Genomic DNA, 25,290 nt, shown 5'->3' on the forward strand with positions numbered 1-25,290 from the left:
AGGAAGATTCGGCATAAAAAGTGTATGATACGGTGCAGCAGCAACAGCGCCGATATCTGAGGACGGTGAGAAGGAGGGAAGAGCAGGAAACACTCTATCATTGATGTGGACCTATAATATAGATACATAAGTAACAGGGCACTCTTCGAAGTAGAGTGCCCTGTTTATAGTGTTTTAGCCAAATATACCATATTACACCGGTAAAAATGATTAACCTAGTTGTTGCACACCTTTGTACCATACGGCTTGGATAGACAAGGTATCCGAGATATTGGTTGTCGGATCACCAGCTACCAATACAAGGTCAGCGAGCGCCCCTACGGCAATTTGGCCCCGATCGTTAAGACCAAAGCGACGGGCCGGTTTTGAGGTAGCGGACCGAAGTGCTTCTATCGGAGTAAACCCGGCCATAACCAGCAATTGCATTTCATGATGAACGCTGGCACCATGCGCGAGGCCTCCGAGATTCTTAACGGGAACGGGGGAGACATCCGTACCGACCAGAATATCCACTCCGGCACGGTGAAGATCCATCACGTTACTAAAGCTATTCTCCATATGGCCTTGCGGGAAAGTATTGAAGCTAGAGTTCAAAATATCGATCCATTCCGGACTTAATTTGGAATAAACACGCGGATCATTCGCCAATTCCGATGCCGGATTCCCAAGAATGGACGAGTTCAATACCAAACATGGTGTCACGAACGCGCCTGAATCGGCTATGGATTTCACCAATTTGGCCGTGTGTTCGGGCCTGTCGATAAACAAGTGACCCAATCCGTCCACCCCAATATCAATGGCGCTCTGTGAGGAATCAGCAGTCAAGACGTGAGCTATGACGATTTTATCGAACTTATGGGCTTCTTCCACGGCTGCTTTTAGAATCTCATCGCTCAAAACAGGCAGGCCAGGAGCAGCCATGACCGTCCCTTCTTCGATCATGATTTTAATATAATCGGCTCCATTCTCCACTTGGGTATGCACATGTTTGATCGCTTCCTCCACAGTCGTTACTTGGGGCACTTCTTCGTGATCGTGAGCGTAAGCGGCTAGCATAGCTTCCCGGTCTTCTTTCGATAACTTCTCCAATTCCTTTAATATGAAATCAGGGATTTCATCCCCATCCGGAAGCAGTTCATCCGGATGACCGCCTGGAGCGGTGATCGCTGTACCGGCAGAACGGACATCGGCGACGTCATTCACATTTTTCAACTGGATCGCCCGCCCTCTTTTCGTAAAATCGCCGTTCATTTCGAGTTCTGTCGTAACGCCGAATTTTAAGGCATCCCTTAGTCCACCAATGGAAGTGTGAACATGCGCATCAATCAAGCCTGGCAATAATGTCGCGTTTTTCGCATCAATGATGGTTGCGTTTGCCGGAAGATCTCCACTTACCGCAATAATGGTTTCCCCTTTGATGACAACATTTCTTGAATCGATAACCTTTTCCCCGTCGAAAATACGTGCATTTGTAATCGCCGTAACTCTTTCTAAAGGAGAGCTTTGGGCAGCATTCTTCATTTTGTTATTCCTCCTTGGAGTTGTACGTGAATCACTTCGGAGTATAACTGTTAGATAACTAACTGTCAACAAACTAATATTTATTTGACATGCAAGCTGGATCTCTGTATAGTTTATTTACTTACAGTTAGCTTTCTAACAATTTGAGGAGGTACGATCATGAAGCCTCGCAAGGATACGCCTTATCTGGATTTGTTTCAGATTATTGGCCTTAAGTTAAAGAAAAAAGCAGACGAGAGCATAAAAGAGTTGGGGTTAAACGCTCAACAAGGAAAAATAATTGGTTATATCTACGAGAACCAAGAAACTGAATTAATTCAGAGGGATCTTGCCGATCGGTTTCATCTGCGCGGGGCTAGCATTACAAGTATGCTTCAAGGTCTTGAGCAAAGAGGATTCATCGAGCGAAAAATCCCAGCCAATAATGAACGGCAAAAAAATATTTATGTTTTACCAAAGGCCGTTGAATTGATTGAAGACTTTAATGACTCCTTCCAAAAGGTGGAGGACGAAATCGTTCAAGTCCTTTCCGAAGAGGAGAAGCAAACCTTAAAGGAATTGTTGATCAAAATAAATGAACGCTTATAATGACTGCGAGGGTGATCTAAGCCTGATGTAAATTAGGCAGCCGATTACTTCGGCGGCTTTGTGTGCATCATTCTGAAGGCTTGATCATGGCCCAGAGATTGAGCAAAAAAGTTGGGAGTTAAGCGCCGAAGTGGAATTTTCGCCGATAGACCCGTTAAGGCTGAACCGTATCATAAGTGACGGCGAAAAATATACTGTACTGTTCTACTGATCTTCTATCTTTTTGTAATTTATGTTATGTTAGAATCTGGATTTAAAGCCAAGTAGCAGAGGTGATTACTCTGAGTGAAGAGTCTATGTTAATTTTAAAACTTCCATTTTATTGGAGAATGATCGATTCAGTAGTGAGTACTTTACATCAATACCCTAATGTTTAATTAGGAGGGGTAGACATGAGAAGAAAAAAGTTAGTAATCTCGCTGACAATCATATTTGTTGTTGCATATGTTTTATTTGGAGTATGGATTGCTAATGACACAAAAGTTGTTTTAGAAAAGGCTATGAGTGGAGCAGCCGATTATCCCGAATATATGAACCAAACGACATATCAAAAAATTAATCCAATCGAACGTGGAGTTGGAAAAGAAAATTTCACGTATGACAAAGAGTTACATCGTATAGGATTTGTTTTTCCCTTGCATTTCTTTTTTGTATCGAAGGTCTATGTAACACAACAGTATGAAAATGATAGTCTCGGATTAAAGGAACCTGTCAATTTAAAACTAAAACTGAAATCTGGTAGATGGTATGCTACCAACGCACATATTAAACCTTAAAGAACAAAGAACAAGGTCCCATTTAAAGTCGCTAAATTAGCGGCTTTTTTTGTTTTATCGGTACAAGTTCTTGTCCCGAGCCAAGGACAACAACTTGTACCGATTGCCATAAAGGACAAGAACTTGAGGGCTGTCTAAGGTGTACAAGTCCATGCGCTAAACAAAAACTTGCGCCGTTACAGACAGCGCGGTGAACCTTATCACAAGTGACGGCTAAATATTTCGGGGAGAAATTCGGGCCTTCGACGCACGACGTGTGTAGGATGCGTTTGAGGGCGCCTCTGGAAATGCTCGCGCCAAAAGCGGCGGATGATGGGTAAATCCAAATCATAGCTGATCCATGGCTGGGAGCATAACCACGCTTCAAAAGACTCCTTGTCGTCAAATGTTGGTTCAACGTAATCAGGAGGTGCCACCAACGCAAACTCCTCCTGCATGTACGGGATATATTCGATTCCAGGGGCAGTAAGCTTTTGCGACATGATGATGATCTCTACCTTTTCCTCAAGCAGCCAGTCAAGTAGCTTGGAAGCGACACCGAGATAGGCAACGACGCGCATCTGGTAGGTGCCGATATAAGGAGCGATCCCGAAAAAACTCATGTGCAGACCCGATTCGAAGTACGGGCAAAGAAGTGATCGCACTTGTCTTGAGGGTTTGTGTGGTTACTTCCAAAGCCTCGATTAGCGGAACCAACTGTGTATATAGTGCTTTGCCTCTCTCAGTCGGAATCATTTTCCGGGGAGCTCGTGTAAATAAAGGTTCACCCACCTCTGCTTCCAGATAAGCCAAATGCTGGCTCATGGCTGGCTGGGTCATCATCCTTGTTCTGGCGGCTTCCGATACGGAACTATGCTTGTAGATACTAATAAAGCTTCGGTACCATTCAAAGTCCGCCATGTTCGCTTTCCTCTCTTACTTGAGACATTTCTGGTGCTGTACTCCTCATATCGTAAACAAAATTCCGATGACTGTCACGAGCGAAGCAACCCAAGGTACGGCAGGGAGCCCTCCTGCAAAGCCCGCATCAATGACGATACCCCGATATAGGCACCAAGTGCATTGCCCAGATTAAAGGCCGCGATGTTCAATGTCGAGGCAAGTCCTCACGTGTATTATTCGCCTAATTTGCTTAATACTGCATTTGTGACAGCGAGCGTAGACTGAGGATTTTGTCCGGTAATCAGATTGCCGTCGACCTCTACATGTGTACTCCAGTTTGGTGCCGCTACAAAAATGGCACCCAGATCACGGATTTTGCTCTCCAAGAGGAACGGCAGGTAAGAGCCCAAGACTGTCGATTCTTCTTCTCTGTCGGTGAAAGCATTCACCCGCTTGCCTGCGACCAGCGGCTGTCCATTGGACAAGGTTGCGCCAACGAGACCGGCAGGACCATGGCAAACAGCGGCGACGATTTTTCCTGCTTCGTAAAATTCACGAAGCAATTGCTGGAGCTTTTGGTTGTCTGGCAGATCGAACATCGTGCCATGACCGCCAGGCAGGAATATCCCCTCGAATCCTTCTGCCATCACATCATCCAGCTTTTTGGTATTTTCCAGATGCTTGGAAGCGTCCAGGATTTCTTGTGGTGTTTGGTCGCCCACGCTGCCCGGGTCAATCGGGCCAGCTCCTCCCTTTGGGCTTGCTACGGTGATTTCATAGCCGTTTTCTTGGAAGGCCATATAAGCCTCCGCGAATTCCGATAGCCAGATTCCTGTCTTTTTGCCTTCCTGCATATCTGTATGATTGGTGACAACCATTAAGATTTTTTTCCCATTTATATTGCCTCCTATACTTTTGAACTCTGCTTACAGGTGTTATTTTACGGCCGCGTTATCAATAAAACAAATTATGTTTTATGTGCATATATATAAATTTATTTATACTTTGTACGTGGTAAGAGCAGTGCCGCCGCGCGGCACACTTAAGCGTATTTTTCGCTGATAGACCCGTTAAGCTGAACCGTACCACAAGTAGGGCGGAAATTTCGCAAGAGGGGGACCTTTATCCTTCTCAAGGGTCTACCCAAGCATTACTTTTTGGTTTGGATAACTGGGTTTTCCATCGAAAATCGAAAATACGAGATGGTGTAAATGAAATGACTTCGCCAGTCTCCAACGGGATTTCAGAGATGACTGGAAAAGTGTCCAAACTGTCCAGCAAACGATGCAAAGAGCGAACGAATTAAAAAAACTGATTAATGGTCCTTTTATGATCATACCTTTGAAAACTGGGAATAAAATTAAGAAATAGATGGAAAAAATGTGGACTTCGTTTTGTCATGACTGATTTCGTCGATTTTAGACCTTTCTTATGAACTGATTATTATTAATTCACAACGATCGTGCGAAAGGATGTGAAGCATGATTAATATTTGGTTTGGTGAAATTCAAATCGGCAAAGTATCAAGCTCATCGGGCGTTTTTTCAGGAAGTAATGAACAGTGGAAGTTTAGGAATACATCCAAGCAAAACCAAGCGTTTGGATCTATTAACGGAGAAGGGTGCTCGATTACCGATATCCTTGTCGTCCTGAATGATGACGATAAGGTGGATTCATCTTCGAGTTCAAAGCCTACTCAAAAGTGATAAACCCCTTTCGTAAAAAACAGCACCCGCGTACAGATGAGCTGATTCATGATATCCGTGGGCGATTGGAAGAGATGGAGTCTCTGTTAAAACGCATGGAGCAACAACTTAGCCAACCGGAATGCCCTCATCCAGGCATTCAGATCGAGACTGTCCACATTCACCAACCTGTTTTGGAGAATCTGGAATTTAGGCTAGATGCTTTGGATATCGACCAGCTCAGCGGATCACTCAACTTGGGCAACAACTTCGGAACTAAGTGGATCCGAAGTCGTAGCACCTCCAAAGCCAAGAGCGGCTCCTCAAGCACTGCTGCCAACTCTGAGCCATCCAAGGAGAAAATTCATCCAACGTCATCAGGCTATCGTTGGAATAATCGGGGGTGATGACTGTGGCTTCTTTTATGTCACCGCAATTCGTGATCGGGTCGATTCGTATTGGATCCGTGGAAAATGCTTCATGCATCAATATGGGGAATAACCGGCCGGCCGGCTTCGAGAACCATCAGAAATTGACCCAAGGTTTCGGAGCGGTCAGCGGAGATCGGAACCTGGTAGCCGGCATCCGCTCTTTGCTCAACGATTCCGATTTCCTGGATATGCTTCATGTCACGGACGGAGACATTCCCGAATGGCTCAACGGTATCATTTCCAAAAACGAGCACATAAAATAGGGAGGAACTTCATTTGGAGAAGGGTAGTGACTGAAGCGATGGATAAAAAAAAAGCCCCTAATAGCATTTGGCAAGGTTTCCTAGATAATTGGTCTGAGCAGATGCTTTTTGCAAACAAGGAATTGAACGCAAAAGGCATCGAAAATTTCGTTCAAGAAACGATGAAAAATTACATGCCCAAAACTATGCTTCAACAGGCAGGCCTTCATCATTTTGCCGACTCACTCGATTACGAGCTGTTCGAAACGCATCAATCCATCTTCATAAGATGGAGTATACCAGCCGATGTTTCGCTGAAGAACATAAGATTTTACGTCAATAGTCGAATTTTAAAAATCGTACATGGCGATTCTTCCGAGGAGATCGCGCTCCCTCACGATGTGGATCCGGACCAGACATCCTCAAAATATGATCAAGGCGTCTTGGAAATCAGTCTTTCCAAGACAGGCGATCCAGAGCCGTTTCGGGAGATTTTTGTTCGCGACGGAGGCAAATGACTAAACGTTAATCCGAAAATGATAGGGCATTTGAAGCAAATTGGCCATTCCTTCAAGCAGAGGCTGTCTGCCCGAAGGAATATCCGTCTTTGCGATGGGAAGCTCGGCGAGTTGAGTCATGCAGCTTGTCGAATGCGGTAGGATATCCACGATCCGGACATTATAGCGGACGGAAGAATAAGGGGATATATCTACGGTCATACAAAATAACCGAATCATTCATGACACCAAGGAGCCTTAGACGGAATATAAATGTAGAGATAGTCTCCTATTGGGGGTGAGCGGGTTGGCTGTAATCATTACGTTGGCAGCGGGAGCTATCAATGTGAATCAAATGAATAGGGGAAGCGGAATTTCGATAGGGGAGAACTCGCTACCCGGCTGGAGCCAGAATGGGAAAGACAATTACGGCAACGGCCAAAATATTGGGGCTAACGTACAAGTGGGATTCGTGGCTACCGTTGTCGATCCAGATGCAATTGATAACCCTATAGGTGAAATTCAACCTTCCGCTTCGTTACAAAATCAAACGATTTAAGAAAAAGGGAGGCGTGACCCATGGGAGATAAGCCGGCTTTAAAACCTTGCATTCGTTGTGGGCGAATACCGGGCGAGGAAGATGAGTATTGCAGCGACTGCGGAGTTCCGATTCTAAACCGTTGTTCGGACGAACCCGGAATATTTGGCAAAGGATGTACTTTTGTGAATCCTCCAACGGCGGTTTATTGCACAAAATGTGGGGAGCCTACCGTTTATCAATTAAATGGTTTGATCCAGCCGAAGTATCCCAATGGAAACAGACCCAAGTCCTCGGATATCAATTAGTTTCTCATATGGGGCCGCCGATGATATAGCTTATGTTTGCCTTCCTTAATCAAGATTCTCGCTTGGAGGGATTAGTATGGAGGAGCGGATAAAGACGAATACACCGAAAGATTTCTACAGCCAGGTGACTGAGGTACTCGGCGATGACTTTTGGAGTGAAATGAGTGAGCTTCTACCTAATTCGGGTCCTCGGATCGACGTCTTTCATACTTCAACAACGGTGGTTGTTTTAGTAGAGCTTCCCGGTTTGGAATCGGTGGAGCAAATAAGACTTCAATTAATCGGGCAGACGCTGGAATTGGAAGGCGACTTGCCTTGTCATTATCCCGTTACCGGTCCTCGGATCACAATAAGTGAGAGGTTCTTTGGCCCGTTCTGTCGGTCGCTGGCTTTGCCGAAGCCTGTGTCCGCTGAAGCAATTTCCGCGAAGTACACCAAAGGTTTGCTGGTCGTGGTGCTGCAAATTATCCAAGATGAAAATCAAACCCCGATCCAAGTCGATTTTGAACGATCCTGATCCAGCTAATGATGTTAATAATGAAGAACCCTGTTTACGAAGTAATTAGACTGGGATAGTTCACGACATTGTTTAAGAGAGAAACGGAAAAGTTTAGAGCATCAGTGTATTCATTACTTCTGATAAAGGAGGTCTAGTCGTTGAACGTATCGGGACAGAAGGCAAGCGTCATATTTCAAAAAATGATCGTTAACCATCTCGAGGATACTTCGGGGATTTTTATTGGGACCAACCAAGCGATTGGGTGGAGTACGATTAAAAAAACAAACCAAGGATTCGGCGAGTTGAGTCATACGGTTTTGTCGAATGCGGTAGGTGTTCTCCATGATGAGGATATTGTAGACTTCACCATTCAGGATTATCATAATATCATCTTAACGGAAGTTCCCAATAACCAGCAGCAATGCGCCATTCATTTCGGCTCCCTCCAGACGAATTCGTTAATCAACTCTTGTGCGATTGACTTGGGCGACAATAAGCAATTGGGATGGAGAACTGCCCGTAAAGATAACTTTGGAGTTGGCAAACCCATTGGAATCAATTCGCTAAAACGGACCATTGGGGTACTTAACGATAACGATGCCGTGGATGCGACGATAATTACAAACCAGCATGACGAAGATATATCTACGGTCATAAAAAATATTCGAATCACTCAGGACACCGAGGAGACTTAGATGGAATGTAATTATAGGAATAGGCTCTTATCGGAGGTGAGTTGGTTGGCTATCAACATATCGTTGGGGGCGGGAGCTATTAGTGTGAATCAATTGAATAAGGGGTGCACGATTGCAGTAGGAGATAATTCTCAGCCCGGTTGGAGCCAGAAAGGGAAACACAATTACGCTAACTGTCAAAATATAGGGATCAACGTACAAACGGAATTCTTCGCTATCGTTTTCGATAAAGATGTGATCGATAACCGGATAAGTGGCATCAAATCTTTCGCTTCGTTGCAAAATCAAATGGCTTAAGAAACATCTTTCTATGACACCTTGGGATCGATTTGATGAGGCTGTAGAATGGTATTAAATGAAAAATGGGATGGAGGCGAAAAGGAACGGTCCTGACGCCAGCAAAAAAGCTTTTCTTTTCATGCTGATATGGGACAGGCTATCCTAAAATCGTAATTAAGGCTTTTTTGGACATGGATACTTTTGGCTTGATGTGGCGATGGCGACTATGGCGATACCGGCTGAGAGTAGAGAGCGGTTGTTGGATGTATATTTGGAAACGGCAAATGGACAGTGAGCGAATTGAGTATTCTTGTGGGTTTTGCTGGAGTCATGTTTGGTTACTTCGCTTTCTAGATTAACGGTAACGACAACGAGAGTTGAATCACTGACAATCAGGCCGCCGATGACTTCGGTGGCCTTCTGTCATGTTAAGTAGGCTTGGATCATAGCCCTTGGAGCGAGTAAGATTGGCAACTATGTGTCGCGGGGGATTTTTCACCGGTAGACCCGTTAAGCTGAACCGTATCATAAGTGATGGCGAAAAATGTTGTGACAAGAGGGATGTAGATGCAGCCTTATCTCTTCTTTGCAATGATGGGGGAGGCTTAGAAAGGAAAATGCCCCCGTACCTTTGGCAAGGATTGACGGGAGCATTCCAATCAATTGTTGAAGTAGTGTGACTGTTGGAGGTCGGGGAGCAGTGCTGGCTGGACGGGCCTCCATCCCAGAAGTTCCTGCGTTGCAGTGCTTGATCTTGGGATATCGGGCCCTGCAAGTGAGTAATACACCAATTGACCTAAAAGGAGCTTGTTAAAATGACAAACACACCCCAATTACGCGGTATGGCAAACATTAGTTTCTGGGCAGAGGATCTCAAAGCGGCAAAAGAATGGTATACGAAGCTACTGGGGGTGGAGTCGTACTTTCAAGATTGGATTACCGCATCGGTAGTTGATCCCTTTGGAAACATTATCGGTTTCATTCATAGTCCGCATTATAAAGAAATTTGGGATTCTTTTCACCAAACATAACCTGAACTTCTAGCTGGTGTCGTTACGCAAACTTACATCAGCTTTTCTGTGAATCCTGCTGCGCTTCGCACCGCACCGTCTTGGTCTGCCAGTTGCTTCTCCAGCATGGCTGGTCTTAACCTTGGGACGATTTTCACGGCGGTTCCCGAAGCGATGTGCTAACCCCATACTCGCTTGACCTCCTCTAATCGCTCTGCATCATGAGCGCTGGATTAACCGTCCGATGGAGTGTACTTCCCAACGTCCAGCTCGAAAGTTGCTTCATTGGACGGGTCCAGCTCTACTTGGATGGTTCCTCGATTGTCGGTCAGCACAAGCATGCGCGAGCCGACGAGAGGAACGCGGTCAGCGCTGGTGCGCATGTGTGCTAATACGACATGAGGGGAACCTTCTGCAATATAAGTTACTTCAACTGTGAACATCGGATAATTGAAGAGCCAGTGGTTATCGAATTTTATGGCGGTCAACGTCCCGGCGAATGACGAGCCCTCCATGCGGAGGCGCTCGATGTCTGCTTGCCGCCGCTTCGCGTGGACGATGGAGCCGGGCAACCGCAGGAGTACGATGACGGCCCAGAGGGCGAAGCCAGCTCCAACGATTGCTCCGAGTTCTGGTGGGATTGTTGGCGATGTAACTATGGCCTCAAGGTCGAAGGGACGCGATGGATTGTTTATAAGCGTCCAGAGCAGAAGGACTCCCGCAACAGCAGAGATTCCACCTGCGATTGATAGCATTGAGTACAGGCCGGCGACCCTGATTTGTCCGAATTGATCGTCCGCTCGCGAGTACAGTCCACCGGTCACACCGATCGCGGCGAGCAGCAGTACCACGGCGGCACCCACCGTTACAGGATGACCGAGGAACTTGCTGATCTCCGGTGTCGGCGCAAGGCCGAGCAGGGCGCCGAACGGTACGGAGCTTGCCAGCGCCCATAGTACAGCAGCAGCGAGCAACCATGACAGCAGCGGAGCCACACGTCCGACAGGGCGTCCCGGTTGGAGCGCAGTCATCCGTCCGTTCTTGTCCGTGGTGGAAAACAGCGGCAGGATCTCAATATGGTCTTGCTGCCCGTGCTTTTGCTGACCTTCCACAGTATTCCTCATTGGTATGTCCCTCCCGAGAAAGGTTCTCGTACCTCGAGCTGCGAAGGTAGAATCCCCACGGCGCAGCCGGGCTGATCAACAATAAAATTCAATTTAATATAGTTGAGAAGCTAAAGGTGAATTTTTGTAGGCATCCATAATTTTTCTATATATTACCACATGAATGTTGCCCACTGTAATACCTTCCACATACATTTTTTTACGAGTTAGAAGGTAATCATAGATTTGCAATATGGTGTGAGCAACTAACAGTCTTCGTAGATGTGAGGTTTGCAAGACTTTGATCGCGAAGGTGTACATATCCCGATGGAAAGTTTAAGCCAGATCATGCCGTGACACGCGCGGAATTTGTAGTCATGCTAATGAATGCGCTGAAGATGCAAGAAGCAGGATCGGAGCTGATATTCACAGATAAGGCTGAGATCGGAGCATGGGCACAGAAAGCAGTCTCACAAGCACTACAACTGGGCATTATTAAGGGCTGTGAAGACGGTACCTTCGGTCCGAATCGAAATATAACGCGCGCTGAGATGGCGATGATGATTGCGAAGACACTCAAGTTACCGAACGAAGAGAACGCGATAACTTCTTTCAGAGATGACAAGGAAATTCCTGTCTGGGTTAAAGGTGCAGTGGCAGCTCTAAAGGATAATGGCATTATACAAGGAACGGGTACTAACCAATTCAACCCTCGTGCCGAAACTACGAGAGCAGAGGCAGCAACCATATTATTAAACATGTTAGATGACTTAAAATAAAGAATGAAAGGCATCCAAGAGGATGCCTTTAAATTTAGCTCTATAGATGCTGTGAACCGTATGTGATCCAGTATGACGATGTCAGAGGTGTGTTCCGCATCCATCCTTGGAGGTAAGAGATTATTTTGGTAAAAAAGCGTACCCTCAACTCTTCAACGATACATTGTATAATGTCTGAAAAGGGATCGAAGGAGAGAAGAAGCATTGGGTTTTATCGAAGACTTTAAGCAACATATCCTCCGCAACGTCATGAAGGATATCGAAAAAGAATTTCAAAAAACATGGAGCATCGATTATAAAGGGCATGTGATCGAAATTCATCACGCGCTGAAAGAAGAGCAGCTCATACTGGACGGGCAAATCGTGGACCGCAAGCAGAAGAATCTGATGTTCTATTTGAAGTTGAAGCCGTATTCAACCTTATCCGGCACACTTGATGTAGGCGATGGCGTGAAGCAGAAGGTGAAGGTCAGGTTTGGAGGTCTTATCCGATTCAAATGCGTTGTCAAAGTGGGTCGGGCCGTCGTATGGAAGGAGTCAATCAAATTAGATTTTCTTCCGTGGAATCATAAGGAAATGCTGGTTCCTTTCATTGAGCAGCAAGTTCAGATCCACCACCGCGTGATGGATGATGCTTTGCCTGATGACGAATACGTGTATAGCGACCATCATCCGCGGGTGGCTGCCGGTTATGCCGATCGGCACTTAGATGATGTGCCTACGCCGTTCTTTTCAAGAAAATTGCTTAATAGATTCGCGAAGCAGCTTCATCATCCTACGATCAAGACGCGAAAGGCCACGTACGAGGACATTATATTTGACCGGTTCGCCAGTTACGGAGGGGAGTTCATCGAACGCTTGGAGAAGGCGAATCTGGATGAAGCGCTTATGCAGCAAGAGGCCGTATGGCTGCTCGAGCATGCCGCCCATCGAGAGGTCGTCAAATTCGCCGTCATGGTTCTAGGTCATACGAATTGTGAACCGTTCAAGGAACGTTTGTACGCGATTGGCATGCATGAGGAATTCACCGAGTACGTTATTTCTGCCTTGCTTCGTGGTACTCGAGAACCCAACCCGCTGATCTGGAAACTTGCTCAGTCCGTTCAGGGATGGGGCAAAATCGAGGCGGTGGTGCAGCTTGAAGCAACCACGCCTGAAATAAAGCGCTGGTTGCTGACCAAGGGCTGCGAAAGCACCGTTCAACATGGTTATTTGGCCTATACTTGCGCGGTGAAAGGAGAACTTGCCTCCGCCTTGATGCAAGAGACGATCTCCAAAGAGCTGTACGACGGGACTGGTCGGATCATCGAGAAGATATTGCAGGAGGCTGATCCGGACCTGGTCGATTATTTGCTTGAACATGCGATCTTTTATCGATTTGTCAGCCATGCTGCCGTTCATTGCAATAACGAAGGAGACTATCATGCTCTGATGCAATTAGCCCGATATTTAGCTGACGAAGAGGCATGGGAAGAATCTTTGGAAGATGTATGGAAACAGGAAGAGCGCAGATTGATCCAGCAGAAGCTGCAGCCCTTGATTGATGAACCAAGATGGCAATTGAGTCCAACTTGAAAAACAAATTACTCAAGGTCTTGGGGGACGGCCCCCGTAATGTAGCTACCCCGTAGAAGTGAAAATGAAGGCAATTAAAATGAGATTAGCAGGTATCCCGGCGAGGGCTCGGAGCTGCGCTTCATCCAGTTCCCGCCTCCCAAAATAAAGGAGAACGCCATTACGGTGTTCTCCTTATCGCTTTAGAAGTATAAAACTTTCCCTATCATTCATAAGGGATAGTATGGATTAAAACGGGAATTTTCGTTCTTCTATTTGAATAGAAACCCATTTGGTTTCTGTGAATTCGTCGATCACCCAAGGGTTACCGAAACGGCCCATACCTGAGCCTTTTACAACACCGAATGGTGTATTTTCAATCGCATTGACGGTTTGGTCATTCACGTGGGTCATACCAAACTCCAAATCAGCTGCCAGCTGATCGCCTTTCTCCAAATCCGCTGTAAAGATGGCTGAGCTCAAACCAAATTCTGTGTTGTTGGCAATTTCGATGGCCTCTTCATCTGATGCTGCTTTAATGATGGATACAATCGGTGAGAAATATTCAGTTTGTGCTAAACGACTGTCAGGGAACACATTTCCGAATATGGCAGGTGTCAAAATATTTCCCTCACGTCTGCTATCCAGCAATACTTCTACACCTGTAGTTTTTGCTTCGGCAATAAATCCTTGTACTCTTATGATTTACTGGTATGCGATGATCTAATTCCGGATATAAATCGAGCATTGCTTCGAGAGTTACAAGATATTTTTCAAAATCGAATGTCCTTTGTAGGTGATCAGCCTTCTGAAATGGCACGACGTATTATTAATCTGCTATATTATCATTCGCCAATTATGGAGCAAATTAGTGAAAATCCCTAACCTCTTTAAAATAAAGGTGAAACGTTTCGGGCCATCGTACAAGGATGGCTCTTTTTTTGCCGTTACGATCTCGGAAGCCCTCAACTTGTACAGTTTTTGTACAGAATAGAATGATACAATTCGCGAGGGGGGGGAGAACCCTCGGGTGAAGATTTTTTTCCGCATAAAAGTATTGCTCCTTAGGGGATGGAGGTCGGCGGTTTGAAGTGGCGAAGTGGACGTAAGGTCTTGTGGATAGGACTTGTTTTATGGTTAGGCGCAGCCTTGGGGATCGGAGAAAGTTTGATCCAAGCCAAGGGGGAAAATGTAACGAAACGGTTTATTACGATGAATATGATCAACCCGAATGGCACGATGGCTACCTATTTACAGGGAGCGGAATCGGTCAATCCTGAATGGGCAGCGGGACGAGAGGCTCTCTCCGAATCCCTTGGGTTCTGGATGCAGGCGGCGCTGGCTAGTCATGACCTTGTTGCATTTGAGAAGAGTTATGACGCATTAACCCGTTATTTTACGGCAGATCGTCAATATATTGTATGGAAACTAGATCCTGAAGGTGGGGCGGAAGTCAGCACAAACGCACTTGGTGACGATTTGCGGATTATAGGGGCTCTGGTGGAAGGTTCCCGGATATGGAAGGGCCACTCCGAATGGACGGCGACTGCCAGCGATCTTGCGGAAACCTTGTTAAGCCGGTCACAAAAGAACGGGTATCTGGTGGATTTCTACGATTTCTCCACGGAGGAACTGCCCGACACCCTGAGTCTTGCTTATGTGGATCTTTCAGCACTGCGCAGGCTCTTGGAAGAAGGCATACTGGATATGAAAACGTACAATCGCTATCATTCCCTGCTGCAGGGGATGCCGGATGACGGCGTGTTTTATCCCAAAGCTTATCATGTGGTAAACGGGGAATATACATATGATGAAAATGTGAATTTAATTGATCAGCTGCTGGTCGCTATGCATGTCGGGGAAACGCAAAGGAGCCAAGAGTCGCTGCTTCAATTCCTCAAGCAGGAATTGAAGCAGACGGGAAAGATCGCGGGACAGTATAGACGCGCCGACCGAAAGGCCGTGGTGAAATACGAGTCTTCCTCGGTTTATGGTCTCGCTATCATGTTTGCTATCCAAATGGAGGACAGGCCCTTTGCCGTCAAGCTGAACAAACGTCTGCAGACCTTAAAAGGGAAAGATACCCGTTATCCTGGGGGGTATGTGTTTGAGAAGAACACGCATGTTTTTGATAACTTGCTTCCTTTATTAGGGGAATATGCTATTGATCGAGGTGGACATGGAAAATAAAAGATGGGTTCAACGCGCAGTCGGGGGATACGCCCTTCTGATCGGTTTAGCGGTGCTGCAGGAGCTGCTGGTCTATATCAATGTCTTTAGAGACCAATCCTTTACCTTACTGGAGCTGGGATTCGCCATTGGCTGCCTTGCGGCTCTGATGCTGGGCTTCCTGGCCCCTGCCGGGGTCTCGGTCGTTTGTATTTTTGTATATATCGTGGCTTATTTTGTATGGCTTACGACTTATGCGAAGGTCGATGTGCTGTCCGTCTCCTGGCTCTGGCTGCTGCCAGCCAATGTAGCCGTTGCCGCATTCATCAAAACCGGGCTGGTTCGCAATAAGCGGCTAATGGAGCGGCTGGAGGAGCTGCAACGAAAGAATCCGGAAGTGGATTTAGCCACCGCGCTAGGCAATAAGGAAGCTTTTAGGGAAACGCTGATCAAGCAGTCTAATCTCGCTAATCGTTATTCAGATACGTATAACTTCTGCCTGGTCATGTTTAAAATTGAATTTCTGCCGATGGTGCAGGAATCCCTAGGTTCACAAGGCTATGCCCAACTTCTCGCCTCCTTATCGGAAGGGATACGGAAGCATATTCGTTACGAGGATTACAAATTCGCCCTGGACCGGGGAAGATTTATTGTGCTGCTCCCTATGACAGACCAGGAGTATTTAATGACATTGACAGACCGGATTAGGCACGCGCTGGTAGACATTCCGTCTCAGGACGGGAAAGGCGGGGAGCTGAATCTGGTGATCCGTACAGGGGCCCTGGTCTTTGCTAAGGAGCAATTCAGTCAATACGAAGATGCGGATGCCGTCATTGCCGCACTTGAACGCAACACGGAGACGGATTTGATCGGAGAATATATATGAATTTTTGCGCATTATTCAATAAGCAGCAGGCAGAGAAGGAGATGTAATAGATGTCTTACACTGCGTGGTTTGTTCCGTTATGCAAGATTGTCAGCCTGATGTTTGCCTTTGCGGTTCTGGGGCTGTTCATTGCAACGCTGAGCCTTCGGGTTCGTGTGAATCGAAGATACGACCGGAGGAAGAACAGTGGCTGACGCATTATTAATGTTTTGTATTATCAGCATATGGGGTGCGGTGTTTCAATCGATCCTGATAATGGGGGGAGCGGTCCGGTTTATTTTCAGACAGAGCCGTAAGGAATGGACCATTCCCGATGTGGATCAGATGGCACATTTCCCCAAAGTCACCGTTCTGGTCCCCGCGCACAATGAAGAATTGGTGATCGCGGCAACGGCGGAGCATATACTGCGGCTGAATTATCCGAAGGATAAGGTGCAGCTCATTGTCATTGCCGATAACTGCAGCGATGGCACCGCTGGAAGACTGAAGGCTCTGAACAGCAAGGCAGCGTATCGGGACCGGGATTTCATGGTATTTGAGCGTTCAGGAACGGGCGGTAAATCGGGGGCGCTTAATGATGCGCTGGCGTTTGCCAAACATGAATGGATTTGTATTTTTGACGCTGACGCGGCGCCGGAGCGGAACGCACTGTACTTTTTGATCGAGAAAGCAATGGAAGACCCCAAAACCTATGGAGCGGTTTTCGGGCGGAACAAGGCCAGAAACCGTGGGCAGAATTTTCTCTCCAAATGCATTAATCTGGAGCTGGTTACAGCTCAGCGAATCTATCATACCGGACTGTGGGAGCTGTTCAAGCTGGGAACCATTCCGGGGACGAATTTTATTGTGAAAACAGATCTGATCCGTGAGATCGGCGGCTGGGATACGGAGGCGATTACGGAGGATACGGCCATATCCTTCGAGATTATGACCCGGGGACAGCTCATCGCGCTGGCTCCCCAGGCAGAAGCTTATCAGCAGGAGCCGGAGCAACTCAGTGTGTACTTGAAGCAGCGGGAACGCTGGGCCAAAGGAAACTTTTCCGTTGTGATGGAGAATATCCATCATTTGTTTGATCGGTCAAGCTGGCGCATTAAGCTTCATGTACTGTACTATGCGGCGAGTTATTTCTGGTTTTTACTGTCCATTATCGTGTCGGATATCATCATCGGCGTCAATCTGGTTTATTGGATGATCGCGCTATTCAAACCGGATGTGGTGTCACCGTTCCAGTTTGCAGATGATGTATATGTTTATCTGATGGTGGCCTGGGGATTGATGTATTACCTTTTTGTACTGCAGATCAATCTGGCGCTGGCAACCGATGTCGGGCAAAGCTCGATACAGAACTTTATTCTTTCCTGCCTATCGTATTTCACGTATGCTCAGCTATTCCTGCTGATCTCCTTGCGGGCCCTCTATTCTTTTGTTGTAGACAAAGTGACGGGGAGAAAAGCCAAGTGGTACAAAACGCAGCGATTTGGATGAGGGGACCGTTGCAGGAGAAGTTCTGATATAATGGGCCGGAGGAGGGGAAGGACATGCACACAATGGAGAGCTTAATGAAGCAGTTGGAGCAGCTTGGCATTGACGGCTCCGGGACGCTGCTGATCCATTCTTCAATGAAAAGCATAGGTCCGGTCGAGGGTGGCGCGGACACCGTATTGGATGCGTTTACATCGCACATGCAAGAGGGGCTGCTGGTGCTGCCCACTCATACGTGGTCTTATATCAATGAGGAACATCCGAAATTTTACGTGGATCAATCACCTGTGTGCGTCGGGATCCTGCCCGAACTTTTTCGCAAACGTCCAGGTGTGGTGCGTTCGCTGCACCCCACGCATTCGGTGGCCGCATTAGGCAGGGATTCCATAGCGTTCACAAGAGACGATCACCATTTCGATACGCCGTGCGCCAGGGGTTCCTCCTGGGGGAAACTGCTCGACCGAAGGGCGACCATTTTGTTGGTGGGGGTCGATTTAAAGCGCAACACCTTTATTCATGGAATCGAAGAGTGGGTGGACATACCGGGCAGGTTAACGGATGGGCATGAGAAGCTGTACACGGTTTTACCCGATGGCACGGAAATTCCGGTACCTTCCCGCAGACATTGCGGGTTGTCGTGGTCGGAGCATTTCTGGAAAGTCGATGAGGTCCTTGAAAGTCAAGGCGCGATGCATAAGGGGCGGTTTGGCGATGCCGTTGTTCGGGTATGCGATGCAGCTGCGGTGACGGATATCCTGACTGAGATGCTCAGGGACAATCCGGATTTATTCTCGGATAATCAGCCCTTGGAGGGTCAGCATGCTGAAGGAAGAGTTCGTTTATAATACATAGGATATATATCCGTTTTCACATTCGAAAGAGGAGATAGCCTGAGTTGTCTGCCGCTATTAAATCGGTTTGGCATAAGGCAAGGATTTCGGGAAATGTAAAAAATCGTCCTTCGAAGATACGACCTATTGGAATGCTATCAATTGACCCTTGAGAAGCATCCAGCGGCTGAAAATAAAGGGAATTTAAGAGCGCTCACCTGTCAGGTAGCGCTCTTATTTAAGGTGAACCCTATCCTAAGGCGTCTGCTTGCAGATCGGTCACCTTAAGTTTGGACTTGGTGCGTCTGGAGAGTTAAGTCCGTCTTTATGGAGAAATTATACCTAATGTTCGTTTAAAAGCCTCCATATTGTCTATCAGATACTTACTATTTTCGAATCCGGTCTGGGCAATGATGTTGTTGATATCCTGGACGAACTCGGGCAAGCTGGCGGTTGAGGCATGCTCGAATCTGTTCTCACCCGCGATGTCCCCGAACTGTCGTGCAGCTTCCTCCCGGTATTCCTCCACCCAATCCTTGCGAGTCGATACGTTCTTGGCAAAGTTCAGCAGGATGCTGTTCCAATCTTTTCCGTTCACTATCGCTTCTTGCAGCTTGTCCAGCGTGCTCGGCTCAAATTTCTTCATCATATAGGTTAGATCTATATAATCATCCGGGGCTCCAACCGGCCTCTGCGGCGGTGTTTCGTAATGGACCTCATTTGTCTTAGGATCCACGGTTCTGGTTTGGGAGATGGCTCCGATTTGACGGATCGTATTCATGAATTCCGCTGCTTCGTCATCTTCCATGTAGTTATCTGCCATATACTGGGCTTGAGTGAGTCCTAATTCCAATAACGCCGCTCGTTCTGTCTCTCCGGTTACGTCTGTAATGAAATTGGACTGAATGATGCCGTAAACGGCTTCCTTCACCTCCGGGGGTTGATCGGTGAGAAGACGATTCAGCGAATCATTGATTTGAGTGGTTCCAAAATAGACAGCCGAATGATTCACAATATCCGATGCCGCCAACTGTCTGGCAGCCGGGCTGATCTCCACGCTGTCGGTGTTATGCGGAATTATGGGCATCATGTCTGTGACCAGGGAAGGCTTCTCCGCATTCTGCTTTGAGTTTATGTATAGGTTTAAGTCTTGTTGGGTCGAGCTATGAATCTTCATCATTAACGCACCCCTATCCTATGTATTCCCATTGCTCTTCTTTCTACCTTATAGTATCGGAATAATCTTCCATATTCTTTATGTTTTAATGGATAGAAAATGGCGATAGCGCTTCATAGAATCCGGGGGAACCGAGCGCAGCATCAGACTGGGCCTATTATAGCTTCATAATATAGACACAAGGATATCTCAATCCTTCTTCCTACCGCGATGTTAGATGTGGTAGATTATGGGTGAGCGCCTATATTAGTGAATGGATTAGGAGAGGAATATTCCTTGGTAAAGGACCCGCCAAGCTACCAAATAAGAAAGAGCCATATCCTGTTATGGATAGGGTTATTCATCATCGTTCTATCGAGCATGCGCATATTGTGGATGGATTGGTTTCCTGATCAACGACAGGTTCCCATAAAGAACGGGCAATTGGATTTGCGTGATTGGAAGGCTGAAGATGGCGGCATTCTGTTGCTTGATGGGGAATGGGAGTTTTACCCTTCACAATGGCTGCAAGGGAGCAGCCGGCAGCATGCAACGGGCGAGCTGGAGCCGAGGCTGATCTCGGTTCCCGGAGGATGGAATGAGGCTTTGCCTGGTGAAGGCGAGAAGCCAACTCCATATGGATTCGCATCCTATCGCCTGCGAATTCTTGTAGATCCGGAAGAGGCTACTAATTATAATATTCGCGTACCCAGCGTGCGTACGTCATCGGAGTTATATGTCAACGGCCGATTGCTTGCCAAATCCGGGCAGGTGGCGGACGTGAAGGAAGAATATACAGCGAAGAACCTACCTTATTCCACAAGCTTTGCGGCAGACGACAACGGCGTCATTGAACTCGTGATTCAGGCCGCAAATTATGTGGATAGTCGAAACAGCGGCATTGTCAGGTCCGTTACATTCGGTTCCGAGGAAGCTCTTGCAAGGGCAATGAAACTTTCCGTTTCGATGCAGACGCTGGGGGCCGTCATATTTCTTATGCACTCTGTCTATGCACTCATTTTGTTTTTGCTGGGAAATCGGGAAAAGAGACTGCTTTATTTTTCTTTACTGGCTCTATGTATAACCATCAGCAACGTATTCAGCAACGATGAGAAGCTGTTTCACCAATTATTTTACATTGGAAGCGATTGGGATTTCCGGCTTTCCAATATGGCATTCATCATCGGATGTTATGCGTTGTTGGAATGCACGAATCATCGGGAGCTTCCTTATTGGAGCAGGATGTATCCTGTTTACACGGCCATCAATCTGGGGACTGCGGGCATTACGATGTTTCTGGCTCCCCATCAGGTGATTATGCTCTTCCCGATTTATTTCTTGTTGGCCGCTGTAGCTGTCGTGATTACAATCATGGCCATCTTTAAAAGAGTCATCCAGGATATCAAACACCATCTGTTATTGCTGTGTTCCATGCTCGTACTGGTTCATCATCTGTTATGGTCGTTATTCTGGCGGGAAAGCGGCTTGAGTATGATCCACTATCCGGTTGATTTGGTGATCTCGATGGGATGCCTGGCCTCGATCTGGTTCAAGGGTTATTTCAACATGCATGCAAATACCAGGGAGCTTGCCGCAACCTTGCAAAGAGTGAATGACCATAAGGATCAGTTCTTGGCAAACACCTCACATGAATTTAAGAACCCGCTCCATAGCATGTTAAACATGTCTCAATCCGTTCTGAAAAGGGAACGCCCTTCGCTGCAAAACAGGAGCATCAAAGAGCTTGAAACGATTCTGGCTGTAGGGCGTCAGCTGACCCTAATCTTAAATGATCTGATTGATGTGATGAGTTTACGGGAAGGCAATCCGCGGCTGCAGAAAAAAACCATATCGATTCAGCCTATCGTGACCGGCGTCATCGATATGCTGCAGCTTAACGCAGAAGTGAAGTCGGTAGCCATCTTGAATCAGATTCCGGAAGATTTTCCTTCCGTCATGGCGGATGAGAGCCGGGTGATTCAGATCGTGTTCAACTTGCTGCACAATGCCGTGAAATATACGAATGAAGGGAACATAACGATTCAAGCATTTGCAGATTCCGGAAGAGCTTATATCGTGATTGCTGACACGGGGATCGGAATGGATGAAGACATGCTGAAGCGTCTATTCCTTCCGTATGAGCAAGCGAGTGCTAGCGAGACCATGATTGAAGGCGGCTTTGGGTTAGGTTTAAGTATAAGCAAGCAGCTCATTGAGCTTCATCAAGGTACTTTAGAAGTATCCTCTGCACCGGGAGAGGGCTCGACGTTTACCTTCTCGTTAGAGCTGGCAGGTATGAACGCAGAGGAGGAGCAGAGCGGATCAAACCCGTTCGAGCCAGTGGGATTACGATGGACGCCGATCCAGGAAACAGCCGCAGCCGGCTTGGAAGAAGTGGAACGAATGCCGCCAGCTGCAAAACAACCGGTTGTAATCGAGAATAGTCGTGATCGCCCGCGTCTGTTAATTGTGGATGACGATCCCGTCAACCTGCAAGTGCTAGAAGCCATATTGCCACCTGACGAATATGATGTAACAATGGCAACCAGCGGTAAAGAAGTGTTGGCTGTTCTGGATGCTCAGGAATGGGATCTGGTCATCTCCGATATTATGATGCCGCAGATGTCCGGTTATGAGCTGACTCGAAGGATTCGCGAGCGTTTTACACTCACGGAGCTCCCGGTGCTGCTTCTTACTGCAAGAAGCCAGCCGAAGGATATCCAAAGCGGATTTTTGGCGGGAGCGAACGATTATGTGACCAAGCCGGTGGAAGCAATAGAGATCCGGTCGCGGATCGAGGCGCTGACCACGATTAAACAAACGGTCCGGGAACAACTACGACTCGAAGCGGCATGGCTGCAAGCTCAAATCCAGCCTCATTTTTTATTCAATGCATTAAGTGCTGTAACCGCTCTAAGCGACGTGAATCTGGATAAGATGCGTACCTTGCTTGATGAGTTCAGCCATTTTTTGAGGTATAAATTCAGGTTCCAGAATACGGATGGACTTGTTCCGATTGAAGAGGAGCTGAGTCTAATTCGATCTTACGTCTACATTGAAAGTGTTCGGTTTGAAGACAGGCTGCAGGTTGTATGGGAGCTGGATGACTGCGAGGAATTAAAAGTTCCGTTCCTTTCGATCCAGCCTTTAGTGGAAAATGCGATCAGACACGGCATTATGAAGCGCACGCGCGGAGGTAAAATACATATTCGGATTGCTGTCCGAACCACGCATGCAGAGATAACGGTTCAAGACGACGGTGTCGGCATGAGTGAAGCTAAATTGCAGCAAATATTGGATAGAAAAGCAGAGAATCGGTCGGGCGTCGGCTTGATCAATACGGACCAGCGGTTAAAACGGCATTTCGGAGCAGGACTCCGTATCCAGAGTGTGTTAGGTAAAGGGACCGAGGTAACTTTTCATGTGCGTCTCGGAATGAAGTGACAACGTAAGAGCAGTTTGAAACGCAGCCCGGTGTGGTTGCGTTTTTTTATGATTACTCGCTCGAACGCGGGCGGCTCTACGGAGGTTCGCTGACTTGGTTTGGCATATTGCCGCATCCTAAATTGGATCATCTGAGGTGCGAAGCCAAATTTCGCTATCTCATCTATGGATGCTGCAGCTACTCCTTGCGTTTTTCTCCAGGCACAGCTTGGAGTGGGTCTTATTGTATTACAAGATTTTAAGCTGACAGCCGCAACTTCCTGGTATATAAACGGGATGTTGAAAGCTTGAATACTCCGGTGAGTATTAACCTCCAAGCCTTGTTACCGCACCACAACTAACAGTACAATAATTCCGAGCCAAATCAGCCAGGTTACTGGGTGACCGAAATTTAATCCCCAGCCGACTCCGAACCTTTTCTCGACGATTAGATTTGGATCTTTGCGATTGAAATAAATCATACCTAATAGCCATTTATCATCATCATGGACAGGTCTGACATTGGAGTAATTGGCAGATCGTTCCAAGCGGCTTCCGCCCTGACCAGCCCAGAACGATAAGGCGAAGGCGTATAGGATGATAAAGGCTATTATGATTAGGATAATGGGGATAGCGAAATTGATGTTAAGCAGAGACATCATGTTTAGTTGCACGACGGAAAACAGGATAACTATTAAGAAGCTTGCTGTAATCATAAAACATGACCAAGTACGGCGGAAAGTTACGTCTTGTCTGATGGAACGGTCAGGATCAGTGGGTTGAACCTGCTGCTTCACTCTGCGAATACTCCAATTCTCAAATATGAACAAAAGTGTTATGAACACTTGCACTATCGTAGGCATAAACACAGAACTATAAGATTTAGCTGCATAGCGGTCCACGTTCCAACTGCTGTTGTAATGGATCGGAATCTGATCAGGAATCAGATCGTAGTTGCGTAGCACAGTTACAATACTAACAACAATAATTAAAACATGAATGAGGAACCAATAACTAGACAACCCAATGTTTCTTTTCCGAAATCCAGTGTCCACTGCCATGATCGATGGTTCCGGAGCAATAGGCAGCATAGGTAGTAACCTTTTCATTTTGAAATGATAGCTAATGTTTATGATTTGGGAGATTACGACCATGGCGAGTGAATAAGTGACAATGATCCAACTTTGTTGCTTGGAATGTTCATCACCGTATATTAGGCAGATGATACAAACAATGAATAGGATGGTATGCAAGGTAGCACTAATCCTGGCATATGACTTCCGCATCTGGCGCAAAGGCTCACTGTGGAATTGTACAGCGCTGACGGTGACCCCAAAACTAATCGTCTCTCTTGTTAAATAAGGCATGCTTACCATGAGTACAATGGTAGGTACAAATACAAAGACCATTACTATAACAGGCATTATCGTCATATCATTCGCCTCCTCTTATACATAATTGTGTATTCGAAAACTCTATAACCCTTATAACATAATTGAAGAAGGAATTATTCCAATGCAGATCTCAGATGATGGTATTATTAAGCCTCAATATGCTTGGCGGGGAATAACGCTGAATAATAATGAACATCTGACACTTTATCCGACGAATGAGACCCGTGGACTATATGCAGTCAAAGATACAAATATGAGCATTAGATACCAACTAAACATATCTGCTAATCCTTATGCTTGGCTTAGAGCTTATTACACCCCAACTTATGAATGGAGATCTGAGGGTACAAAACAAAACAGTAACAGACACATATAGGGCTCCAGTTTCAGATTATTATATAGGATTTCTTCGTAATCTGTCCTCTGATGCATTTACATCAATATATTTGAAATCAAGTTTTATTGCCAACCTTGGGTAAACCGATGTTCTGTTTCTTATGCGCATAGTAAGAGGACTTAAAAAACACTAATTGTCTTCTCCGTACATAACACGACGAAAT

Annotated in this window: 27 protein-coding genes and 3 pseudogenes; 20 read left to right on the plus strand and 10 right to left on the minus strand. The window is 46.5% G+C overall.

Features of this window, described 5'->3' with window-relative positions:
- Positions 1-210: 210 nt before the first annotated feature.
- A complete protein-coding gene (locus M2277_RS21250; protein WP_006207257.1) occupies positions 211-1,521 on the minus strand; it encodes an amidohydrolase family protein in 1,311 nt (436 codons plus the stop codon).
- A 159-nt stretch (positions 1,522-1,680) separates the two neighbouring features.
- Between M2277_RS21250 and M2277_RS21255 the strand changes: the two genes are divergently transcribed.
- Both M2277_RS21255 and M2277_RS21260 read left to right on the plus strand, forming a co-directional pair.
- Entirely contained in the window at positions 1,681-2,109 is a 429-nt protein-coding gene (locus tag M2277_RS21255) for a MarR family winged helix-turn-helix transcriptional regulator (RefSeq protein WP_006207256.1), read from the plus strand.
- A 392-nt stretch (positions 2,110-2,501) separates the two neighbouring features.
- Positions 2,502-2,885 (plus strand): hypothetical protein, encoded by a 384-nt coding sequence (locus tag M2277_RS21260; RefSeq protein ID WP_006207255.1) that lies wholly within the window; start codon positions 2,502-2,504, stop codon positions 2,883-2,885.
- 200 nt (positions 2,886-3,085) lie between these two features.
- On the opposite strand, the gene M2277_RS21265 is transcribed toward M2277_RS21260, so the two are convergent.
- The 4 genes and pseudogenes from M2277_RS21265 to M2277_RS21275 form a co-directional block, all read right to left on the minus strand.
- Positions 3,086-3,487, minus strand: a complete 402-nt coding sequence (locus M2277_RS21265) for a LysR substrate-binding domain-containing protein (RefSeq protein WP_280755485.1) — start codon at positions 3,485-3,487, stop codon at positions 3,086-3,088.
- Positions 3,402-3,785 carry a LysR family transcriptional regulator gene (locus tag M2277_RS21270; protein ID WP_006207253.1) on the minus strand — a complete coding sequence of 128 codons (384 nt, stop codon included), beginning with the start codon at positions 3,783-3,785 and terminating at the stop codon, positions 3,402-3,404. The genes M2277_RS21265 and M2277_RS21270 overlap by 86 nt, the downstream gene beginning before the upstream one ends.
- A 45-nt stretch (positions 3,786-3,830) precedes the next feature.
- Positions 3,831-3,988: pseudogene (locus M2277_RS31670) on the minus strand (MFS transporter); the annotation flags it as partial.
- A 12-nt stretch (positions 3,989-4,000) separates the two neighbouring features.
- Positions 4,001-4,645, minus strand: coding sequence for a type 1 glutamine amidotransferase domain-containing protein (locus tag M2277_RS21275; RefSeq protein ID WP_006207252.1), 645 nt, complete (start codon positions 4,643-4,645; stop codon positions 4,001-4,003).
- A 603-nt stretch (positions 4,646-5,248) separates the two neighbouring features.
- Between M2277_RS21275 and M2277_RS21280 the strand changes: the two genes are divergently transcribed.
- The 9 genes from M2277_RS21280 to M2277_RS21320 all read left to right on the plus strand — a co-directional run bounded on the left by M2277_RS21280 (position 5,249) and on the right by M2277_RS21320 (position 9,972).
- Positions 5,249-5,473 carry a hypothetical protein gene (locus tag M2277_RS21280; RefSeq protein ID WP_006207251.1) on the plus strand — a complete coding sequence of 75 codons (225 nt, stop codon included), beginning with the start codon at positions 5,249-5,251 and terminating at the stop codon, positions 5,471-5,473.
- Positions 5,474-5,568: 95 nt separating this feature from the next.
- Entirely contained in the window at positions 5,569-5,859 is a 291-nt protein-coding gene (locus tag M2277_RS21285) for a hypothetical protein (protein ID WP_006207250.1), read from the plus strand.
- Entirely contained in the window at positions 5,859-6,146 is a 288-nt protein-coding gene (locus M2277_RS21290) for a hypothetical protein (protein ID WP_006207249.1), read from the plus strand. The genes M2277_RS21285 and M2277_RS21290 overlap by 1 nt, the downstream gene beginning before the upstream one ends.
- A gap of 26 nt (positions 6,147-6,172) precedes the next feature.
- Positions 6,173-6,643, plus strand: coding sequence for an Hsp20/alpha crystallin family protein (locus M2277_RS21295; protein ID WP_040680043.1), 471 nt, complete (start codon positions 6,173-6,175; stop codon positions 6,641-6,643).
- A 277-nt stretch (positions 6,644-6,920) separates the two neighbouring features.
- Entirely contained in the window at positions 6,921-7,181 is a 261-nt protein-coding gene (locus tag M2277_RS21300) for a hypothetical protein (protein ID WP_231887964.1), read from the plus strand.
- Positions 7,182-7,544: 363 nt separating this feature from the next.
- The gene (locus tag M2277_RS21305) at positions 7,545-7,985 is read left to right on the plus strand and encodes an Hsp20/alpha crystallin family protein (RefSeq protein ID WP_006207245.1); all 441 of its coding nucleotides are present in this window, start codon (positions 7,545-7,547) and stop codon (positions 7,983-7,985) included.
- Positions 7,986-8,125: 140 nt separating this feature from the next.
- Positions 8,126-8,662, plus strand: coding sequence for a hypothetical protein (locus tag M2277_RS21310; protein WP_006207244.1), 537 nt, complete (start codon positions 8,126-8,128; stop codon positions 8,660-8,662).
- A gap of 36 nt (positions 8,663-8,698) precedes the next feature.
- The gene (locus M2277_RS21315; protein WP_231887963.1) at positions 8,699-8,959 is read left to right on the plus strand and encodes a hypothetical protein; all 261 of its coding nucleotides are present in this window, start codon (positions 8,699-8,701) and stop codon (positions 8,957-8,959) included.
- 797 nt (positions 8,960-9,756) lie between these two features.
- Positions 9,757-9,972, plus strand: a complete 216-nt coding sequence (locus tag M2277_RS21320; protein WP_006207242.1) for a hypothetical protein — start codon at positions 9,757-9,759, stop codon at positions 9,970-9,972.
- 9 nt (positions 9,973-9,981) lie between these two features.
- On the opposite strand, the gene M2277_RS21325 is transcribed toward M2277_RS21320, so the two are convergent.
- The gene (locus M2277_RS21325; protein WP_156515035.1) at positions 9,982-10,140 is read right to left on the minus strand and encodes a hypothetical protein; all 159 of its coding nucleotides are present in this window, start codon (positions 10,138-10,140) and stop codon (positions 9,982-9,984) included.
- Positions 10,141-10,184: 44 nt separating this feature from the next.
- Positions 10,185-11,075: a hypothetical protein gene (locus M2277_RS21330; protein ID WP_006207241.1), complete on the minus strand. Its 891-nt coding sequence runs from the start codon at positions 11,073-11,075 to the stop codon at positions 10,185-10,187.
- A 299-nt stretch (positions 11,076-11,374) separates the two neighbouring features.
- Here M2277_RS21330 and M2277_RS31775 point away from each other — a divergent pair.
- The 3 genes and pseudogenes from M2277_RS31775 to M2277_RS21340 form a co-directional block, all read left to right on the plus strand.
- Positions 11,375-11,425 (plus strand): annotated as a pseudogene (locus M2277_RS31775) (S-layer homology domain-containing protein); the annotation flags it as partial.
- A gap of 6 nt (positions 11,426-11,431) precedes the next feature.
- Positions 11,432-11,833 carry an S-layer homology domain-containing protein gene (locus M2277_RS21335; RefSeq protein ID WP_006207240.1) on the plus strand — a complete coding sequence of 134 codons (402 nt, stop codon included), beginning with the start codon at positions 11,432-11,434 and terminating at the stop codon, positions 11,831-11,833.
- Between the two features lie 204 nt (positions 11,834-12,037).
- Positions 12,038-13,408 (plus strand): hypothetical protein, encoded by a 1,371-nt coding sequence (locus M2277_RS21340; RefSeq protein WP_006207239.1) that lies wholly within the window; start codon positions 12,038-12,040, stop codon positions 13,406-13,408.
- A gap of 228 nt (positions 13,409-13,636) precedes the next feature.
- Here M2277_RS21340 and M2277_RS21345 read toward each other — a convergent pair.
- A pseudogene (locus M2277_RS21345) lies at positions 13,637-14,074 on the minus strand (aldehyde dehydrogenase family protein); the annotation flags it as partial.
- A 399-nt stretch (positions 14,075-14,473) separates the two neighbouring features.
- On the opposite strand from M2277_RS21345, the gene M2277_RS21350 reads away from it, so the two are divergent.
- From M2277_RS21350 to M2277_RS21370, 5 genes are read left to right on the plus strand one after another with little or no spacing between them, the layout of a single operon-like run.
- Positions 14,474-15,577 carry a hypothetical protein gene (locus M2277_RS21350; RefSeq protein ID WP_006207236.1) on the plus strand — a complete coding sequence of 368 codons (1,104 nt, stop codon included), beginning with the start codon at positions 14,474-14,476 and terminating at the stop codon, positions 15,575-15,577.
- Positions 15,567-16,442 (plus strand): GGDEF domain-containing protein, encoded by an 876-nt coding sequence (locus M2277_RS21355; RefSeq protein WP_040680072.1) that lies wholly within the window; start codon positions 15,567-15,569, stop codon positions 16,440-16,442. Before M2277_RS21350 ends, M2277_RS21355 begins: the two co-directional genes overlap by 11 nt.
- Before the next feature lie 50 nt (positions 16,443-16,492).
- A complete protein-coding gene (locus tag M2277_RS21360) occupies positions 16,493-16,636 on the plus strand; it encodes a hypothetical protein (RefSeq protein WP_006207234.1) in 144 nt (47 codons plus the stop codon).
- A complete protein-coding gene (locus tag M2277_RS21365) occupies positions 16,629-17,930 on the plus strand; it encodes a glycosyltransferase family 2 protein (RefSeq protein WP_006207233.1) in 1,302 nt (433 codons plus the stop codon). Before M2277_RS21360 ends, M2277_RS21365 begins: the two co-directional genes overlap by 8 nt.
- A gap of 53 nt (positions 17,931-17,983) precedes the next feature.
- Positions 17,984-18,772, plus strand: coding sequence for an AAC(3) family N-acetyltransferase (locus tag M2277_RS21370; protein WP_006207232.1), 789 nt, complete (start codon positions 17,984-17,986; stop codon positions 18,770-18,772).
- Between the two features lie 310 nt (positions 18,773-19,082).
- Here M2277_RS21370 and M2277_RS21375 read toward each other — a convergent pair whose 3' ends face one another.
- Positions 19,083-19,937, minus strand: a complete 855-nt coding sequence (locus M2277_RS21375) for a hypothetical protein (protein WP_280755486.1) — start codon at positions 19,935-19,937, stop codon at positions 19,083-19,085.
- A gap of 273 nt (positions 19,938-20,210) precedes the next feature.
- Here M2277_RS21375 and M2277_RS21380 point away from each other — a divergent pair, with 273 nt between their 5' ends.
- Entirely contained in the window at positions 20,211-23,357 is a 3,147-nt protein-coding gene (locus M2277_RS21380; RefSeq protein ID WP_006207230.1) for a hybrid sensor histidine kinase/response regulator, read from the plus strand.
- A gap of 323 nt (positions 23,358-23,680) precedes the next feature.
- Here M2277_RS21380 and M2277_RS21385 read toward each other — a convergent pair whose 3' ends face one another.
- On the minus strand, positions 23,681-24,769 hold the full coding sequence (locus M2277_RS21385; RefSeq protein WP_280755487.1) for a DUF1648 domain-containing protein: 1,089 nt from the start codon (positions 24,767-24,769) through the stop codon (positions 23,681-23,683).
- Positions 24,770-25,290: the final 521 nt, after the last annotated feature.

Origin of the sequence: Paenibacillus sp. LBL, from assembly GCF_029893715.1 — a bacterium.
In the GTDB taxonomy this organism is placed as follows: Bacteria; Bacillota; Bacilli; order Paenibacillales; family Paenibacillaceae; genus Paenibacillus_AQ; species Paenibacillus_AQ glucanolyticus.